The 17696-nt window shown below is 59.3% G+C and carries 13 protein-coding genes; 5 read left to right on the forward strand and 8 right to left on the reverse strand.

The annotated features are described in order from the left end of the window. Positions 1-9: 9 nt before the first annotated feature. From tssM to IM291_RS15525, 5 genes are read right to left on the reverse strand one after another with little or no spacing between them, the layout of a single operon-like run. Positions 10-3630 (reverse strand): type VI secretion system membrane subunit TssM, encoded by a 3621-nt coding sequence (gene tssM, locus IM291_RS15505; RefSeq protein ID WP_192987252.1) that lies wholly within the window; start codon positions 3628-3630, stop codon positions 10-12. A gap of 2 nt (positions 3631-3632) precedes the next feature. Further along, a complete protein-coding gene (locus IM291_RS15510) occupies positions 3633-4871 on the reverse strand; it encodes a DotU family type VI secretion system protein (RefSeq protein WP_192987254.1) in 1239 nt (412 codons plus the stop codon). Positions 4872-4888: 17 nt separating this feature from the next. Beyond that, positions 4889-6232, reverse strand: coding sequence for a type VI secretion system baseplate subunit TssK (gene tssK, locus IM291_RS15515; protein ID WP_192987256.1), 1344 nt, complete (start codon positions 6230-6232; stop codon positions 4889-4891). 28 nt (positions 6233-6260) lie between these two features. Continuing rightward, positions 6261-6764 carry a type VI secretion system lipoprotein TssJ gene (tssJ, locus tag IM291_RS15520; protein WP_028013495.1) on the reverse strand — a complete coding sequence of 168 codons (504 nt, stop codon included), beginning with the start codon at positions 6762-6764 and terminating at the stop codon, positions 6261-6263. 23 nt (positions 6765-6787) lie between these two features. After that, a complete protein-coding gene (locus tag IM291_RS15525) occupies positions 6788-7282 on the reverse strand; it encodes a hypothetical protein (RefSeq protein ID WP_048960692.1) in 495 nt (164 codons plus the stop codon). 977 nt (positions 7283-8259) lie between these two features. Between IM291_RS15525 and IM291_RS15530 the strand changes: the two genes are divergently transcribed. Beyond that, a complete protein-coding gene (locus IM291_RS15530) occupies positions 8260-10548 on the forward strand; it encodes an FdhF/YdeP family oxidoreductase (protein ID WP_192987258.1) in 2289 nt (762 codons plus the stop codon). Between the two features lie 23 nt (positions 10549-10571). After that, on the forward strand, positions 10572-11468 hold the full coding sequence (locus IM291_RS15535) for a LysR family transcriptional regulator (protein WP_192987260.1): 897 nt from the start codon (positions 10572-10574) through the stop codon (positions 11466-11468). Here IM291_RS15535 and IM291_RS15540 read toward each other — a convergent pair. Together IM291_RS15540 and IM291_RS15545 are read right to left on the reverse strand one after the other, a co-directional pair. Continuing rightward, positions 11447-12205, reverse strand: coding sequence for a phosphate/phosphite/phosphonate ABC transporter substrate-binding protein (locus IM291_RS15540; protein WP_192987262.1), 759 nt, complete (start codon positions 12203-12205; stop codon positions 11447-11449). The genes IM291_RS15535 and IM291_RS15540 overlap by 22 nt on opposite strands. Next, on the reverse strand, positions 12198-13169 hold the full coding sequence (locus tag IM291_RS15545) for a fatty acid desaturase (RefSeq protein ID WP_048998688.1): 972 nt from the start codon (positions 13167-13169) through the stop codon (positions 12198-12200). The genes IM291_RS15540 and IM291_RS15545 overlap by 8 nt, the downstream gene beginning before the upstream one ends. A gap of 148 nt (positions 13170-13317) precedes the next feature. Between IM291_RS15545 and IM291_RS15550 the strand changes: the two genes are divergently transcribed. Then, a complete protein-coding gene (locus IM291_RS15550) occupies positions 13318-14298 on the forward strand; it encodes a GlxA family transcriptional regulator (RefSeq protein ID WP_192971773.1) in 981 nt (326 codons plus the stop codon). A gap of 78 nt (positions 14299-14376) precedes the next feature. Continuing rightward, a complete protein-coding gene (gene gap / locus IM291_RS15555; RefSeq protein WP_048998685.1) occupies positions 14377-15387 on the forward strand; it encodes a type I glyceraldehyde-3-phosphate dehydrogenase in 1011 nt (336 codons plus the stop codon). 40 nt (positions 15388-15427) lie between these two features. On the opposite strand, the gene IM291_RS15560 is transcribed toward gap, so the two are convergent. Continuing rightward, the gene (locus IM291_RS15560; RefSeq protein WP_045260284.1) at positions 15428-16615 is read right to left on the reverse strand and encodes an MFS transporter; all 1188 of its coding nucleotides are present in this window, start codon (positions 16613-16615) and stop codon (positions 15428-15430) included. A 115-nt stretch (positions 16616-16730) separates the two neighbouring features. Between IM291_RS15560 and IM291_RS15565 the strand changes: the two genes are divergently transcribed. Beyond that, positions 16731-17687 (forward strand): AraC family transcriptional regulator, encoded by a 957-nt coding sequence (locus IM291_RS15565; protein WP_028013503.1) that lies wholly within the window; start codon positions 16731-16733, stop codon positions 17685-17687. The last annotated feature ends 9 nt before the right edge of the window (positions 17688-17696 follow it).

Genomic DNA, 17696 nt, shown 5'->3' on the forward strand with positions numbered 1-17696 from the left:
TCCTTGCGGTTATGGGCATGAAAAACGGGGAAGCTGGAACGGGTTGCGGATGCTGTTCGGCGCAAACTCCAGCGTGACCTGATGTCCGTCGACGTTGAAGGTGGCATGACGGCTCAGGCTACCCGCGCCCGGACTGGTGCTCGCTTTGTCAAAAAAGCGGTTGAGCGCCCAGGAGCCGTTGGTCACAAGCGTCGCGGTGCTGCCGTTAGCCAGACCCAGCTGCATACGGACCTGGTTGGTGCCGCCCGGCCCCGGCCAGTTCATGATCTGCACCGCCTGCGGACCATGGCTGTAACGCAGCAGCTGACCGTCGACATCCAGCGTCAGGTTCAGAATGGTGTTATCCATTCGAACGGTGCGAACCGTCACCTTGAAAGACGGCGTGGTTGCGCCGTTAGCAAAGAAGGCGTCGCGAATCGACTGGGCCTGCTGGAACGGTCTCAGCAGCCCTTCGCTGCCCGGCAGGGTTTTACCGTCGATACCCGGCATAAAGCGCCAGTTTGCCTGCGTCGTATCCACTTTGCTGGTCAGGTTATCGCGAAAGAAGGTATCCATCAGCCCGGTGCCCGGCGCGAACATGCGGGCGAGATCGTCCGGAGTGACCTCAGTGCTGGCGCTGCGCACCAGCGGGTAGCGACCGGCTATCGCCTGACGGCAGAAACCGCCGACTTCAACGTTGATCCGCTTACGCACGTTTTCCAGATCGCGGCGCTGGGTATCGCTGCTGGCCCCCACCGCCATGTTGCTGAACATGGTTTGCAATCCGCCCGGCAGTCGACCGGCGCTGGCCTGCAGACGGCTGATCGCCTCGCCGCCCGGTGCCGGCATACCGCTGTTGGCGGCGTCCTGCACGGCGGTCAGGTAACGATAAAGCTCGTCCACCTGCTTAAGAAAATCATCAAAGACGATGGTCTTGCCACCCTTTTCCAGCGGCTGGGCCAGCTCAATCATCGGCGCGTAGTGGTCCGTCACCAGCTGCTCCGGCGCCTGAGTAATCGCGGCGGCCTGCGTCGGGGCATTGTCATTATTGCTGAACAGCGCTTCCAGCGTGCGGGTGGCGCGGTTGCTCTGCGCCTGCGCTTTATCGGCATCTTCCGGTGCCGGGGTATCCCGGGAGAGCGTCAGCACCTGGCTCAGGTTCTGCACCAGACGACGCAGGGGCGAGTTTGCGCCAGAGAGCAGGCGCGCAGTGTTGATGCGCTGGGAGAGATCGGCGCTGTTGTTAAGCTGGATGTCGGCGAGAAAGCGATCCCAGTTCGCGATAAAGTCGCGCATGTAGAGCTGGCGTACGGCGTTATCGATCTGCTGTTTATCTTCCTGCGCGGTCGCGGCGCCCAGCACCCAGGCGTCGTCTTCATGCAGAGCGGTCGTTACGCTGTCAATCTGGCTGTTAAAGCTTTTCCAGTAACCGTCCGGCGTATAAAGACCCGGCACCCCTTCGCTCACCGGCTTACCGCTTTTACGGGAAAACACCAGCTCGCTCTGTGGCCCGCCCAGGTCGGAAAGGGAGACCGGTTTGAGGTTGTCGTCATGTTCCAGCAGGCGCTTCAGGCGACCGTAGACGCGGGTTGAAAGCGGCTGCTGGTTGATCAGCGCTCTTTCACGCGCCACCAGGGATTCGTCCTGCGCGTACGGCGAGGCCTGAATTTTCGGCTCCAGCAGCTGGGTGAGATGCCATTCGAGCTGCTGCAGCTGCGCCTTCGTGACGTTTTGCGGCAGGTTGCGCTGCAGGTTGAGCATCACCCAGGAGTGCAGGAATTTGCCGTCGTAGTGCTTCGGCTGATAGAGCATCTGATAAGCTTTCAGCGCCTCGTAGCTGTACTCCACGTCGCTACCGTTGTCGTTGCGCAGCCAGGTGGTGATGTGCATAGCAACGGCAGGCAACAGCAGCTGATCCAGCGCCTTCTGGTACAGGGACCGCGAAGCATCGCTGACGTCATCCCCACGGTAAAGCCCCATGCGGCGGGAGACTGGCGGATCGTTGACATCAAACGCGTCGCTTTTCGGCAGGTCCACCAGGCCATTCAGCAATGGCAGCAGATCGAACAGGTCACGCTGCGGCTGGTTCTGCAACGCTTTGCTCTGCTGGTCCAGCAGCGGCACCTTCGCATCCACCTCTTCCAGATAGGCCTTGTTTTTAGCATAGCTGGTCAGCCACAGCCCGCCGAGGATCGCCAGCAGGGCCAGCAGCGCCGCGTAGCCGGACCAGATTACCGCCCGGTTGCGCAGCTCCCACCAGCGGTTTTCCCCGGCGATCCCGGCTTCCTGGAAAATAACGTTTTGCAGCAGGTTCTTGATGAAGAAACTCTGGCCCTTCGCGCCCGGGATTGGGGCTTCTTTACTGACCGAATCCCAGTTATCGCGCTCTGCCCCTTCCGGCAGGGAGAGCGCGCGGTTCAGTTCTCCCATTACGCGGTCAAACGGCATGCCTTCCTGCGTCCCGCTGGCGAAGTAGATCCCGCGCGGGGAGAACTCAGTTTCGAAGTTGGAGCGCGCAAAGACCGTGCTCAGGTAGTCCGCCAGCAGCGGACGCAGCGCGGCGAACTCCTGCGGGAAGAGATACGCTTCGGCGCGGGTTTTCGCGTCATGCTCTTTGAGCATGGTTTCCGGCAGCCCGGCATCAAGACGCTGCTGTAACAGAGAAAATTCCTGCTGGAAGTTGCCCATCAGGTCGTAATCGGCGTGTTTGGTCTGCTCCCACGGCAGCGTGAAGCCCCAGATCTGGTCGCGCTGCGCTTTATCGTAGTCGGCAAACCAGGCGCGGAAGCCTTTGAGAAGGTCGGCCTTGGTCACCATCACGTACACCGGGAAGCGGATACCCAGCTGTTCATGCAGCTCGGACAGGCGCTGGCGCAGGTTCACCGCCTGCTGGCGGGACGCCTCGGCAGACTGGGTCAGCAGGTCCGAAATGCTGATCGTGACGATGACGCCGTTGATCGGCTGGCGGCGACGGTACTTGCGCAGTAGCCCCATGAACTGCAGCCACTCACCGGCATCCTGCGCCTGCTCGCTCTCCTGGGTGGTATAGCGACCCGCGGTGTCCAGCAGCACGGCCTCGTTGGTGAACCACCAGTCGCAGTTGCGCGTGCCGCCAATACCGCGCAGCGCGGTCTTACCAAAACGGTCGGCCAGCGGGAACTGCAGCCCGGAGTTCACCAGTGCCGTGGTTTTACCGGATCCCGGCGCGCCGATAATGACGTACCACGGCAGTTGATAGAGATATTGTGTGCTGAAGCGCTGGGTCCACTGGGCGCCCTGGCCCGCTTTGCTGAAGTGCGCTTTTTTAAGCATCTGCGCGGCTTCATCAAAACGGCTGGCGAGGATCTGCTCCTCACTGTTCAGGCGCTGCTGCGGATCCGCCGCCTCCGGGCTGGTGGTGTTCTCGTTGAGCTTGTCCATCAGCTTGCGGTTCAGCCAGGCGTTATAAAGGCGCGGCAGAATATGGCCCTGCGCCCACAGCAGGTAGACCACGGCGATACTGATGATGCGGTTCTGTTCGGATTCGAGCGGTCGGGTGTCCACGATGGACAGCAGAGGGCCAATCATCCAGATCACCGCCGCCAGCGCCGTTACGCCGAGGAAGCTCCACAGAATGCGGTTGGTCAGAATGGAAAGAAGTGTAGTCAGCATCCTTAGTTTCCTTGCGGCAATCCGTTCAGCTCGGCCTGGGTGTTTTCAGGCGACACCAGCAGAGTAATTTCCACACGGCGGTTACGGGCGCGGTTTTCCGGCGTCGTGTTCGGCGCCACCGGGTTAATCTCGCCCCGCCCTTCCGCCTTCACGCGGCCAGGCTGAGAGAGGCTTCCCTGCAGCATTTTCTGTACGGAGCGCGCGCGTTCCAGTGAGAGCTCGTAGTTAGAGGCAAAGCGCACGCTGCGGATCGGCACGTTATCGCTGTAGCCCACCACCAGAATTTTGCCGCTGACGTTGTTCATCGCCTGCGCAATGCGGTTGATGACCGGTTCATAGCGGTCGCGCACGACGGTCGAGGCGGAGGCAAACAGCCCGTCGCCCTTCAGGATCACGACGCTGCGATCTGCCTGGTCTTTTACCGCCACCAGGCCCGCCTCAATTTCAGGCTTCAGGAAGCCGCGCAGGTTAAGCACCGCGGGCAGCTGACGCGCCGGCTGCTGGATGGTGGTTTCCGGCAGCTGGGACTGATAAATCTTCGCCAGCACCGGGTTGGTGTTGTCGCCAAGGCGCCAGTTAAGCACGATATAAAACAGGCAGGCGATAAACCCGGCCAGCGCCACGCAGGCCCACAGGGGAACCATCGGCCGCCAGAGCTTGCGCAGCACCGGACGATCTTCCGGATGGGGAGACAGCGGCGGCGGATAGCTGCCGCGCACGCCGCGGATCATCTGCCACAGCCGCTGCTTGATGGTTTCAAGCTGGGTGCGGCCATTGTCCAGCACCCGATAGCGCCCCTCGAAGCCGAGCAGCAGGCAGTAGTTGATCATCTCCAGCAGCAGGATATGCTCGCGCGGGTTCTGCGACAGGCGCGCCAGCAGCTGGAAGAACTTTTCGCCGCCCCAGGTTTCGTTATGGAACGTCACCAGCAGGCCATTGCTGGACCAGACGCCGCTGCTGCCCCAGGGAGTCAGCGCGGCGGCCTCGTCCAGCGCCGTGCACAGGCAGTAGCGCGCCCCGACGATCACTTCGTAGGGCAGCCCCGCCTGCTGACAGCGGACTTCAAAACGGCGAATCTCATCGATCAGGCGCTGGCGTAACGCCACCTGATCGTCATGTGATACCGAATGACGGATCTGCGGAATCGCGTTGAGCAGCGGATTGGCGGCCGCCACCAGCTGATTGTTGCTACTGGCTCCGGTAAACGCGGCATCACTGCCGCTATCCTGTCGTTCCTGCATATTAAGCGCTCGCTTTATTATTCTGTCGGGCTACGGATGGCCCAAAACTCCATATCCAGCCCCGGGAACTCCCCTGCAAGGTGCAGGGCGAATGCGCCGGACTTATCCATCTCGTGCCACAGCTCGCTGCCCTTCTCCAGCTCGAAGTAGCTGTAGCCGGCATGCCACGGGATCTGCGGCGGCGCGACCGGCATGGCGCGCAGCATAATGCCCGGCAGCTGCAGCTGAACCAGATCGCGAATTTTCGAGACCGGGGCAATTTTCATCTGCGCCGGGAAGTGGGTTTGCAGGTGTTCGCCCGGCACGTTGGCTTTCACCGCCAGCACGAAGCCAAATTCGCGCACCATGCTGGTTTCAGGAACAGTGGCGATGTTCAGGCCATGCGAGCGCTCGTTAAGCGGCAGCTGAATGGCGTGGTCTTCCATCACCAGCGACAGCCCCTGGCGCAGCATCAGCATCAGCTTGCTGAAGCAGTTCGCCAGATCGTCGTGATCGTAGATCGGCAGCACGCTCTCGGTGGTGCGCTGCGACGCCCAGGTCGTGAGCTCGGTGGCAAACGGCAGCCAGCTGCGCCAGAGCGTTTCCGGGTGCAGCAGCGGCAGCGTTTTTAAATGTGAAACCTCGCCCAGATGACGGTTCACGAGCGAAAGCAGCGTAAATTCAATCAGTTCAGAGGTGTTAAAGCGGCCAGGCTGACGCAGGCGGCCGCCAATCTGCTGGCTGCGCTGCACCAGCAAACCGTGCAGATCGTTGATCATGCTGTAGATCTGCGGGCTGTTATTGGCGTTCAGCATCGGCGGGATGTAGCTGTTATCCAGCCGCACGTGGTTGTCGTTGCGTTTTTCAGTCACAAACGCCACGCCGATGGATGTCCATTCTGCCGTGAGGTCTTTTTCCAGCATCAGCGTCAGGCGCAGACGGCCAAACTGGACGGTGGCATCCCCCACCGACATGGCGTTATCGTCCTCCACCTCCTGCTCAAACGCGACGAAGCGGGCCAGCGAGGCAGGCTCTTCGCTGAAAATCACCTCTTCCCGCTCGCCACGACGAACCGGCAGCGCGAGCACCACCTTTTCGTTGGTGAGATTGTCAGGAATTTTTAGCGGCGCGGGACCATTGCGTCCGTTGCGGACCTGGAAAAAGGTGCCGTCCGGCAGTAACCCGCTGCAGTAGCTCAGGGCAATGCAGCCCTGGCGAAGCATCGCTTCGTCCAGTTCTACGTCGAGAAAGCCCCAGAGATAGGAACGCTGCAGCGCACCCCACTCACGAACATGGTTGAGCAGATAACTTTCAGTCCGCTGAAAATGGTGTGGACGCAGGAACATGCCTTCGGTCCAGACGACCTTTTCTGCTTTGGTCATGATGATGTGTTTCCTGTTGTGAAGCGCGTTACTGGCTGATGACCCGAATGCCGTTTACGTCGAGAAAAACGTTGGCCTGGAGTTCATCCGCGGACCATTTCCAGAACTGGTAGATATGATTTTCGCCTGGCACAGGCAGCGGGAGTGAAACGCGCCATTTTTTACCGTCCAGCTTCTGATATTCCGCCATCACGCCGATATAACGCGCCTCAGGATCGCTCTGACCGCTGAGGGTTTTGGACAGCTGTCCCGGCATCAGGAAGAAAACGTCGCTGTTCAGCAGATTCGCGCCAAGCGTTGCTGACGCGTTGTTCTGCAGGGAATAGAAGTCGCTGGACATGAAATCCGCATCGGATTTCAACAACAGCACCCGGACTTTAAGTGGCGCAGAATCATTGATTTGTGGATGAGCCTGAAACTGCAGATTGTAGCGGGAAGGGTCGCTGTGTGAAGACGACGTACAACCACTGACAAGGGCGAAAATCGCCGCGTAAAAGACTAACCACAGCCGATGAAACTTTTTATTATTCATAAAAATACGCCCACGAAAGCCGTTTAGTTCAGGATCCAGGTACCGTTAGCGCTGTCTTTGCAGGCTTTGCTGTTGCCATCCACATCGACGCAGGTCGCTTTTTTACGCACCTTAGGACGAATGGCCTGTTTGCGGACGGTGGCTTCGTACTGGTCGGCTTTGATAACGGCACGCATCGGGACGTAGCCAATCAGCTGGTCGTTCCCCTCATCGGCGAGCGCCATCCAGTAGTGTTCAACCTGCCCCAGCACTACATAGGTTTTTCCGGTTTCCAGCGTACGGATAACCTTTCCGCCAAAATCAGGACGGCTCATCAGGGAGGCCGGGTACATGGCACGATAAGGCTCGTTGAGCTGGGCGAATTCCGTTGGCGGCACCACGGCGTGACGGTGGGTCAGGGTGACACCGTTGACCTGGCTGGTCACGATCGTGTCGTCGGTGATTGCCGGTTTCTGTGGCGCTTTACAGCCCGCCACCGCCATTACAAACAGAAGTGAAAACAGTACGCGCATTTTCATATGCTTTTCCGTAGCGATATTTTGATGATGGAGATAAGGGGATGAAATTTGACTTAGGTGCTATTGTTAAAATAGTCAGGATAATTTCGGGGCGTTACTAATTTAAAGGCATAGCTACCGCACGAGCCCTTCAGAATAAGGCCCAGCGTCTTCCTGACATATTTTGACAAACGGTAAACAAGTTTACATGAGCTTTGCTTCAATTCAATATTTACCGCAGCGTAAGTGGTGGTAATTGAAGCAGCCAAAACATTATAGGATTAATCTGATAAAAAAACCGACATGGCCTGGATCTACTTATTTCAACACCTTCTAATGATATAACACACTGTTATTAAAGCACAAAATTCAAAAGAGAACGGATTTCATTAACGCAATAATGCTATTATCGCCACTACCATAATTAGTAGAAATGTCGTTTTGGTGATATCAGAAGAAGATATCGACGATGAATTATTTGTTGCACTTACAGGGTATGTTTAATATTGCCGCATCACCTGACGACACCATCACTATTTAACTTATTGACTGCGCCTTTAATTTCACGACTCAAAATAACTTATATTTCATGTTGTGATAATAACCCTGTAAGTGATTATATATTTCCATTAATCATTAAGCCTGAGTAAACCTTCTCGTCACTATTTCGAATACCGACGTAGCTACAGTGCCTGTCAGCCGCCATGTTTCCACTTTTGAGCGACCGTCTCTTTCATTCGAAATTTTACCTTCGCTACATACTTTCCCTCTCGACGCTATCTATCCTGCCTACCGGATGATAGATACAATGTATTATTAAAATGATAAAATTTCGTTATAATTTCTTTAAATAGTTGCATGCCAACACTTTTAACTCATTGTTATAAAGATAATTACAGGCAAGAGGCGTAACTCGACCGCGTGGATTTCCATCTCCGTCAGTCATTGCTTTTGCTTATTACCCAGCCGTTGCGCGACCAAACACGTCAGGAGTCAGTATGAACACGAAAAGACGCTCAGTTCCCGGTATCAGACACTACGATGGTCCTGCCGGCGGCTGGGGCGCGTTGAAGGCGACGGCCATTGCAGTTCGTACCCAAATGGATACCCTGGACGCTCCCGCGACGCTGCTGCGTACCAACCAGCCGGACGGTTTTGACTGCCCCGGCTGCGCGTGGCCCGATAAAGAGCACAAGTCGACATTCCAGTTCTGCGAGAACGGCGCGAAAGCGGTAACCTGGGAAGCGACCAGTAAGCGCGTGACGCCCGATTTTCTGGCGGAAAATAGCGTCTCCTCGCTACTGGCTAAATCAGACTTTGAGCTGGAAGGTTATGGTCGTCTGACGCATCCCCTGCGCTATGATCGGGCCAGCGATACCTTCCGGCCCGTCGACTGGGACGAGGCGTTTCAACGCATCGGGGAAATATTGCGCGGGCTCGAACCGGACCAGGTCGAGTTCTATACTTCCGGGCGCGCCTCTAACGAAGCGGCGTATCTGTTCCAGCTGTTCGCCCGCGAGTACGGCACCAATAATTTCCCGGACTGCTCGAATATGTGTCACGAGGCCACCAGCGTCGGCTTGCCGCGCTCCATCGGAATTGGGAAAGGCACCGTCTCGCTGGACGATTTCGACAAGACTGAGCTGGTGATCTCCATCGGTCACAACCCCGGCACCAACCATCCGCGAATGATGGGTACCCTGCACGAGCTGGCGCGTCGCAATGTGCCGATTATCGTTTTCAACCCGCTGCGCGAGCGCGCCCTCGAACGTTTTGCCGACCCGCAAAGCGTGATTGAAATGGCAACCTATAGCTCTACGGACATCGCCTCAACCTACTTCCAGGTGAAGGCCGGGGGCGATGCCGCCGCGCTGAAAGGCATTGCTAAACACCTTCTGGAGATGGAGGCCGAACGCGGTGACGTGCTTGACCGCGCGTTTATTGCAGAACACACCCGGGGTATTGAAGATTTTGCCGCCGATATCGCGCAGACCCGCTGGGACGACATTGAGCGCGAGTCGGGGCTCAGCCAGGCGGCGCTCAAAAAGGTGGCCGAGGCCTATGCCAAATCAAACGCCACCATCATTACTTACGGAATGGGGATTACCCAGCACAATAAAGGCACGGCGAACGTCCGCCTGATTGCTGACCTGCTGCTTCTGCGCGGGAATATCGGCAAGCCCGGCGCGGGGATCTGCCCCCTGCGCGGCCACTCTAACGTTCAGGGGAACCGGACCGTCGGGATTAGCGAGAAGCCTGCCCCGGCCTTCCTGAACCGCCTGAAAGAGGTGTTTGGCTTTGAGCCCCCTTCCCGTCACGGACACGATGCGGTGCAGGCGACGCAGGCCATGATCGACGGTCGCGCAAAAGCGCTCATTTGCCTCGGCGGTAACTTTGCCGTCGCGATGCCCGACCACGAGAACGGTTTCCCGGCGATGGGTAACCTGGATCTGAGCGTGCACGTCGGGACCAAGCTGAACCGTACCCATCTGCTGGTGGGCAAAGAGACCTTTATTTTCCCGTGCCTCGGCCGCACGGAGCTGGATATGCAGGCCACCGGCCGCCAGTCCATCACCGTCGAAGACTCCATGTCGATGGTGCATGCTTCCTCCGGCAAGCTGAAACCCGCCTCGCCGTTGCTCCGTTCGGAGCCTGCCATCGTCGCTGGCCTCGCAAAGGCTACCCTGCCGGAAACACGCGTGGACTGGCTGACGCTGGTCGAGGATTACGACCGCATCCGCGATTTGATCGAGCAGACCATTCCGGGCTTTGAGAACTACAATGCGCGGATCCGTGTTCCCGGCGGCTTCCGCATGCCGCTGCCTCCGACACAGCGTATCTGGCCGACCGCAACGGGCAAAGCGATGTTCTCGGTATTCGACGGCGTACAGGAAAACGCCAGCGGTGAAGGCGAGCATGTGCTGCGCCTGATCACGCTGCGCAGCCACGATCAGTACAACACCACCATTTACGCCCTGGACGATCGCTACCGTGGCGTATTTGGCCGCCGCGACGTGCTGTTTATGAACGAAGAAGATATGGCGCAGTCAGGGCTGCAACACGGCGATCGCGTGGATATCGAAACCGCCCTCCCCGGCAGCGCGCAGCGTCTGGAAGATATTACGGTGGTGGCGTACAACATCGCCCCGGGCTCCGTCGGCGCGTATTACCCGGAGGCCAACGTGCTGGTGCCGCTCGATTATCTTGATAAGGACAGCGGTACGCCGTCGTATAAATCGGTTCCGGTTCGCATTACCCTGCGCTCGAAAGAGATCCGCATGCTGTAAGGCTTTACGCGCAGAGAAGAGTGATGGACATAAAACAGTTAAAATATTTACTCGCGCTCGACGAGACCCGCCACTTTGGTAAAGCGGCATTGCGGTGCAACATCACCCAGCCGACCCTCTCCATGCGCATCCGCAGCCTCGAAGAGGAGCTGGGGCTGGTGCTGATCGTGCGCGGGCAGCGTTTTGAAGGGTTTACGCCGGAGGGAGAGCGCATCCTAGCATGGGCGCGCGCGCTTCTTGCCGCACACGACGGATTGCAGGCGGAAGCCGCGCTGTGTAAAGGTCAGGTGGTGGGAGAACTACGTCTGGGGATGGTGCCGCTGGCGAGCGTGGATCCGATGATCTTTATCCGCCTGCTTACGCAAAAGTACCCGGATCTGACCTACAGCCTCTATTCTATGTCTTCGGCGCAAATTGCCGACGGCGTCAGCCGCAATCAGCTTGAGCTGGGGATTTGCTACCTGAACAGCATCGACACCAGCCTGTTTGACATTATTCAGCTTCCTAAAACGAAGATGGGGCTGCTCCACGACACCCGTCATTTCCAGCTTACCCCGGAGACGCTGACCTGGCACGACCTGACGGATTTTCCGCTGGGGTTCCTGACCAAAGGGATGCACTACCGGGCGCATATGGAGGCCAGCTTTAAAGCTGCTGGCATCGAACCGACGGCCGTTTTTGAGAGCGACTCCACGTTCCAGATCATTCAGGCAGTTCAGAGCGGCGTATGCTGCGCCGTGATGCCGCTGAATAACGGGCTGGAAGCCCTGAACAGCACTTTCAGGATTGTCCCCATCGCCGACGCGAACATTGAGGCTCCCATCGGCCTGATTATGCGCAGGCAGAAACCCGTCTCTTCGCTGGCGCTACGCTGTTTTACCGACGCGCAGGCGATTTATCACGCGGGCAAGGAGGCGTAAGCCTGGCGCGTCACCACGCTGAAACCGCCGATCAGCACTGCGGCGCAGACCTCCCGGTAATCCGGCGCACTCACCAGCTCGCGCAGCGCATCGCGAATGGCGCTGAGCGTTTCGGGGGACGCGCGTCGCGACGTGATTAATGGCAGCCCTGGCGTCAGCGGCGTTCGATCGAACGCCGCCAGCCCCGCAAGCCGTTCCGGCTCATGACGCTCCAGCAGCGCCCAGGTCACGCAGTCTATGGCGGCGATATCGCTCTTCCCGCGCTGCACGTCAATCAGCGACTGACGGTGGCTGCCGCTGAAGGACGTTTGTGAAAAAAATGGCCCGTCAACAATCAGGGGTGCCACCTTTTTCCGCAGCGCGTTATAGCCGGACTGCGAGTCTTCCGAATTACAAACCGCCCGACGTCCGCGAAAATCCGCCAGCGTGAGATGCCTTTCCTCCGCGCGCGCTACCAGAAAACTGCGGTACTGGCTCCCTTCGCAGCCCGCGGCGGTGTAGTGAAAACAGCCCACCACCTGTACCTCCGGTAGCTGCGTCACCAGCGGGTAGCCGCATGTCTGGCTGAGGATAAGCTCAGGCTGTTGCCAGTGGGCCAGCAGGTCAGACTCCGGCCAGCCGGGAGCACCACCGACGGGCACGCCACGCGCGGCCAGCAGATGCTGCACCGCCAGCCAGAGCGCGCGGGTATCGCCGCGATCCACGGCGTACATGGGAAACGCCAGCAGGTTACTCATACCTCTCCTCCTGTTGTTTTCCGGGATGGACGGTGACCTCCACTGGCCGGGTCCAGAACTGGCGTAGCCATTCACCGTAGCCCCGGACCACAAAGCCGTGGTTACGCAGCCGGTACGCCTCCCGGTTTTGCCGGTAGATCGTCGGCAACCCGTACCAGGGAACGCCCGGTAAATCGTGGTGAATAGAATGGTAGTTGAGATTCAAAAACAGCACCCGCCAGACTAGCCCGGCCTCGTTAATGACCGAGCGCGCGAGCGGATCGTCCGCCGCCCGATGTTCGTAGAACGAGCGGACCTTGGTCAGCGCCAGCGCCGGATAGCTCACCGCCAGCACAAACCAGACGGGTGAAAAGCCGTGATGCACCATCCACGCGAAAAGTGCCCCCAGCAGCAGAGCATGAACCAGCCACATCGCCATCGCCCGCAGGTGAAAATCACGAAACGCCGCCCCGGCGCTGCCCAGCGTCTGGACGATATCCAGCAGCGGCGCCAGCAGAAGCCGCCCGGCAAAGGTATTCCGGGCCCGGATCAGGCACTTCTGCCACGGGGAAAAGCGCGCCCAGCTCGCCTCGGTAAAATAATACGACTCCGGGTCATCCGCCGGAAAGGTCAGGCTATCGTGACGGTGATGGGCCAGATGGGAATCCCGGTACAGGCCGTACGGATACCAGACCGCCAGCGGGAGCGTGCCGAACAGCTGGTTAAGCCAGGCAAAACGGGTGGGATGCCCGTGGATCAGCTCGTGCTGCAGTGACATGTACCAGGCGGTAAACCAGATAAGCAGCAGCGTGGCGGGAAGCAGGCCGAGCGTTTGCCAGAATGTTAGGGTGGAAAACCAGCCGGTATAGATAATGACGATCAGCAGCCACGTAGGGAGTTCACTTCGCCACAGAACCCCAGATGCAAGTCGGTGGATATGATTGCGCTGCTGCGGATGTAAATAGAGGGAGCTTCGTTTACTCATTCCTTCAGACGCCGTTTCGCCAGAGACAATGCTCTGACGATCGGGGATAACGCCTGAAATGACAAAGAACTTAAATCGCTTTGCTTTGCCGGAAACGCAGGGTCACGCCCGGCTTGACTTATTCTGTGGTAAATGTACTTTTCAGGACATGAAGAAAATATTAATTATCGTACCTGACGGCGGCATGCTGTTTGAGGCCGCCGGTATCGCCGACATTCTGATGCAGGCCAACCGGCTGCATCCGGAAGGGCTTACCCAGCCCCGCTACCGTATCATCATTGCCACCACGCAGCCCCACCAGGTGATCCACGGCCAGTCTGGCCTGAACCTGCTGGCGGACTATCGCCTGCCGGAGCTGGATCCGCGCGAACCGCTGGACACCATTATCATCACCGGACGCGGGATCAACGAGCAGGAGAGCACGGCGGTGGTGGACTGGCTGCACCTCGCTGCCCCGCACGCCCGGCGAGTCGCCTCCATTTGCGGGGGCGCGATGCTGCTTGCCCAGACCGGCTTGCTGGACGGCCGCCGCGCAACCACCCACTGGCGGCTGCTGGAGACGATGCAAGCCCAGTACCCGGCTATCCACGTCGAAGGCGGCCCGCTGTATATTCAGGATGGCCCCATCTGGACCTCCGGCGGCGTGAGTTCCGGGTTCGATCTGACCCTGGCGCTGGTGGAAGACGACTACGGATTTACCCTCGCCCGCGACGTGGCGCAGGATATGGTGATGTATCTGCGTCGCCCCGGCGGACAGCTGCAGTTCAGCCGCTATAGCCTGCAGCAGTCTGGCGCATCGGGGCCTATCAGCGAACTGCAAACCTGGATCCTGCAGAACCTCACCGCCGACCTGTGCGTGGAAAATTTGGCCGAAAAGGTGGCGATGAGCCCGCGCAATTTCACCCGGGTTTTTACCCGCGACGCGGGCGTCTCGCCTGCCCGTTACGTGACGGAAGCGCGCCTGGCCGCCGCCCGACAACTGCTTGAGCAGACCCATGATCCCCTTGAGCGGGTTGCCGAGCAAAGCGGGTTTGGCACCAGCATTAACCTGCGCCGCGTGTTTGAGAAACAGCTCCACCTCACGCCAGGCGAGTACCGCCAGCGCTTCCACTGCCGCAAGATGGCGTAATCTGATCCTTTTTTGTCGTTTACGCCAACCGGCCCCGCGCCTACAGTGACTCCAGACAACAGAGATAAGGAGTGCACCATGGTTAAGGTCGGTATTAACGGTTTCGGCCGTATCGGACGTAATTTCCTACGCGCGGCGCTGGGTAACCCGGATCTTCAGATTGTGGCCATTAACGATCTGACGGACAGTAAAACCCTCGCCCACCTGCTGAAACATGATTCCCTTCTGGGCAAACTGCCCGCGCCCGTTGAAGCGGCTGACGGCGCGCTGCAGGTGGACGGTCAGCGGATTGTGGTGTTTAGCGAACGCGATCCGGCAAATATTCCGTGGCGCGATGCTGGTGTTGACGTGGTAATTGAGGCCACCGGCTTCTTTACCGATCGGGAAAAAGCGGCGGTGCACGTCACGCAGGGTGGCGCAAAGCGCGTCATCATCTCCGCGCCCGGCAAAAATGACGATCTGACGGTTGTGATGGGAGTGAACCACGATCGCTACGACCCGGCTCAGCACGTGGTCGTCAGTAACGGGAGCTGTACCACTAACGGTCTGGCGCCGGCGGCTCAGGTGCTGCATCAGCAGTTCGGGATCGAGCATGGTCTGATGAACACGACGCACGCCTACACCAACAGCCAGGCGCTGCACGACCAGCCGGAAAAAGATCTGCGCGGCGCGCGCGCGGCGGCGCTGTCGATTGTGCCTTACTCCAGCGGCGCGGCGAAAGCGCTGGGCAAAGTGATCCCCTCCCTGGACGGCAAGCTGACCGGGTACTCCCTGCGCGTGCCGGTGCCGGTGGTGTCGATTGTGGATTTAACGGTAACGCTCAGCCGTAGCGTAACCGCCGAAGAGGTGAATGAGGCGTTCCGCAACGCGGCCGCCAGCGGGCCTCTGAAAGGGATCCTGGGCTATAGCGATGAACCGCTGGTCTCCAGCGACTACCAGGGCGACCCGCGCTCCTCCATTATCGACGGGCTTTCCACGCTGGTGATTGGCGGGAACATGGTGAAGATCCTGGCGTGGTATGACAACGAGTGGGGCTTCTCTAACCGCCTGGTGGATCTGGCGGTGCTAATGGATAAGAAAGGGCTGTAAGCCTGGAGCCGGGTGGCGCGAACGCTCACCCGGCAAAAAATCATTCCGCTTTCACTTTCACGCCCATCAACACAATCACCATCGCCGTCACCAGCAGGAACCCGCTTCCGGCGAATACGCCGCTGGCACCGTTAAGGTCAAATACCGCCCCGCCCCCGGCCGCACCGGCGCTTATCGCCAGCTGGATTGAGGCCACCAGCAGCCCCCCTGCACTTTCGGCTTCATCCGGAACGGTGGTGGCAAGCCAGGTTGACCAGCCCACCGGAACCAGACCAAACGCAAAGCCCCACAGCGCCACCAGGAAACCGTCCAGCATTGCCAGATGGCCAAACGCCACCATCGTCAGCGCCAGTATGCCCATGGCGAACGGCACCAGCGCCAGCGTCAGGCGCAGATTACGTGCCAGCAGATGTCCGGCAACGGAAGTACCGACAAAGTTCGCCAGCCCAAAGCCCAGCAGGATCAGTGAAATGGTCTCAACGTTCGCCTGCCCCACCGTTTCCAGGAACGGGCGCAGGTAGGTAAAGAAGGCGAAATGGCCGCTGAAGATCAGAATAGTGGCCAGCATGCCGCCGATCATGCCCGGTCGACGCAGCACGCGGAACAGCGTGCTGAGGCTACCGCTGCTCTCGGGCTTCATGGACGGCAGCACCCAGATCTGCCACAGCAGCGCCAGTACGCTCGGCAGTATGCAGAGCACAAAGACGTTGCGCCAGCCGATCAGGCTACCCAGATAGCTCCCCAGCGGGGCAGCAACCACGGTGGCAATCGACACGCTGGAGAAAATCACCGCCAGCGCCTTCGGTACTTTATCCGTCGGAACCAGGCGCATCGTGGTGGCCGTCGACATCGCCCAGAAGCCACCGATGGCGACCCCTAACAGCAGGCGCCCCATCAGCAGGACGTGCAGCGTAGGCGCAAAGGCTACCAGCAGGCTGGAGATGATTTGCAGCACGGAGAAAAACATCAGTACCCAGCGACGGTCGATACTTTTGGTCGCCGGCGTAATCAGAAGCCCGGTGACCAGTGCCACCAGCGCGGTGGCGGTGACGGCCTGCCCGGCCATGCCCTCGCTGACGCCCAGACTCGCGGCCATCGGCGTCAGCAAACTGGCTGGCAGGAACTCAGCCGTTATCAACCCAAACACGCCCAGCCCCAGTGAATAGACGGCCCGCCAGGCGGGTCTGGCTGGCGCCACGGCCTCTCTCGCCACGACACATGAATTCATCTGTTGTTCTCCCGTTATAAAAATGTGACAACTGTCGCAAAAGCATAGAGGGTTCACCGTGGACGATCTATGACATATAATCTCCACTTATTGATTATTCGTCCGGAGTTGCGCCATGACCGTTCAGTCCCCCGATTTGATCAGCGAACTCTTACGCGGCATGCGCCTGTCGGGTGTGAAATACCGACGGATTGAAGCCAGCGCGCCGTTTGGCGTGGCGTTCCACCAGGCGCCCGGTAAGGCGCAGTTCCATTTTGTGAGCCACGGTAGCGCCCTGCTGCGTATGGAGAGCGGTGCGACCTTCGAACTGAGCGGCGGCGACGCGCTGTTTATTCCTGGCGGGAATGCCCACGCCCTGCTCTCTGACGCGCAGGCAGCCATTACCCCGGTGAACGCTTTTCCGAGCGAACCTATCTGCGGCTCGGTGTGCGCCATTACCTGCGAGCCTTGTCCGGAGAGCGAGAACACCATCATCTTTAGCGGGTGTATGGATTTTGAGCTCGGCGGGATGCAGCCGCTGATCAAAGCAATGCCGGAAGTGATGATGGTCAGCCGGCTGATGTCCACCTGGCCGGAAATTCATCCGCTACTGGCGGCGATGGAGCGAGAATCCATGACCCGTCAGGCCGGGTTCGCCGGGATCCTTGCCCGGCTGGCTGATGTGGTGGCGGCGTTAATTGTGCGCGGCTGGGTTGAGGGCGGCTGCGGTAAAGCTACCGGCTGGGTGCAGGTTTTACGCGACCCGCGCCTGAGCCGGGCCATTTACGCCATGCACCAGCAGCCTGGCCTGAACTGGAGCGTGGCGGATCTGGCGAAAGAAGCGGGCACCTCACGCTCCGTGTTTGCCGAACGGTTTCTGGCCGCGACGGGGACGACCCCGGCAAAGTATCTCAGCGAACTGAGAATGCGGCTGGCGATTCAGTACATTCGTCACGAAAATCAGCCGATTGAAACGGTCGCCTTGCGGCTGGGTTACGGATCGCTGGCGGCCTTTAGCCGGGCCTTTAAGCGCATCATTGGCCATGCGCCGGGCACGCTGCGGGAAGCCGGCCAGGCCCCGGAAGAGGTCTGACCGGCAGGC

The organism is Enterobacter cloacae complex sp. P27C (assembly GCF_014895705.1).
Lineage (GTDB): Bacteria > Pseudomonadota > Gammaproteobacteria > Enterobacterales > Enterobacteriaceae > Enterobacter > Enterobacter bugandensis.

What these genes read in the sequence shown, in the direction of transcription:
- IM291_RS15525 (WP_048960692.1), bottom strand. Translation starts at nt 7,282, where the DNA reads ATGAAAATGCGCGTACTGTTTTCACTTCTGTTTGTAATGGCGGTGGCG.
- IM291_RS15550 (WP_192971773.1), top strand. Translation starts at nt 13,318, where the DNA reads ATGAAGAAAATATTAATTATCGTACCTGACGGCGGCATGCTGTTTGAG.
- IM291_RS15545 (WP_048998688.1), bottom strand. Translation starts at nt 13,169, where the DNA reads ATGAGTAAACGAAGCTCCCTCTATTTACATCCGCAGCAGCGCAATCAT.
- tssM (WP_192987252.1), bottom strand. Translation starts at nt 3,630, where the DNA reads ATGCTGACTACACTTCTTTCCATTCTGACCAACCGCATTCTGTGGAGC.
- IM291_RS15560 (WP_045260284.1), bottom strand. Translation starts at nt 16,615, where the DNA reads ATGAATTCATGTGTCGTGGCGAGAGAGGCCGTGGCGCCAGCCAGACCC.
- tssK (WP_192987256.1), bottom strand. Translation starts at nt 6,232, where the DNA reads ATGACCAAAGCAGAAAAGGTCGTCTGGACCGAAGGCATGTTCCTGCGT.
- IM291_RS15530 (WP_192987258.1), top strand. Translation starts at nt 8,260, where the DNA reads ATGAACACGAAAAGACGCTCAGTTCCCGGTATCAGACACTACGATGGT.
- IM291_RS15540 (WP_192987262.1), bottom strand. Translation starts at nt 12,205, where the DNA reads ATGAGTAACCTGCTGGCGTTTCCCATGTACGCCGTGGATCGCGGCGAT.
- IM291_RS15535 (WP_192987260.1), top strand. Translation starts at nt 10,572, where the DNA reads ATGGACATAAAACAGTTAAAATATTTACTCGCGCTCGACGAGACCCGC.
- IM291_RS15510 (WP_192987254.1), bottom strand. Translation starts at nt 4,871, where the DNA reads ATGCAGGAACGACAGGATAGCGGCAGTGATGCCGCGTTTACCGGAGCC.
- tssJ (WP_028013495.1), bottom strand. Translation starts at nt 6,764, where the DNA reads ATGAATAATAAAAAGTTTCATCGGCTGTGGTTAGTCTTTTACGCGGCG.
- gap (WP_048998685.1), top strand. Translation starts at nt 14,377, where the DNA reads ATGGTTAAGGTCGGTATTAACGGTTTCGGCCGTATCGGACGTAATTTC.
- IM291_RS15565 (WP_028013503.1), top strand. Translation starts at nt 16,731, where the DNA reads ATGACCGTTCAGTCCCCCGATTTGATCAGCGAACTCTTACGCGGCATG.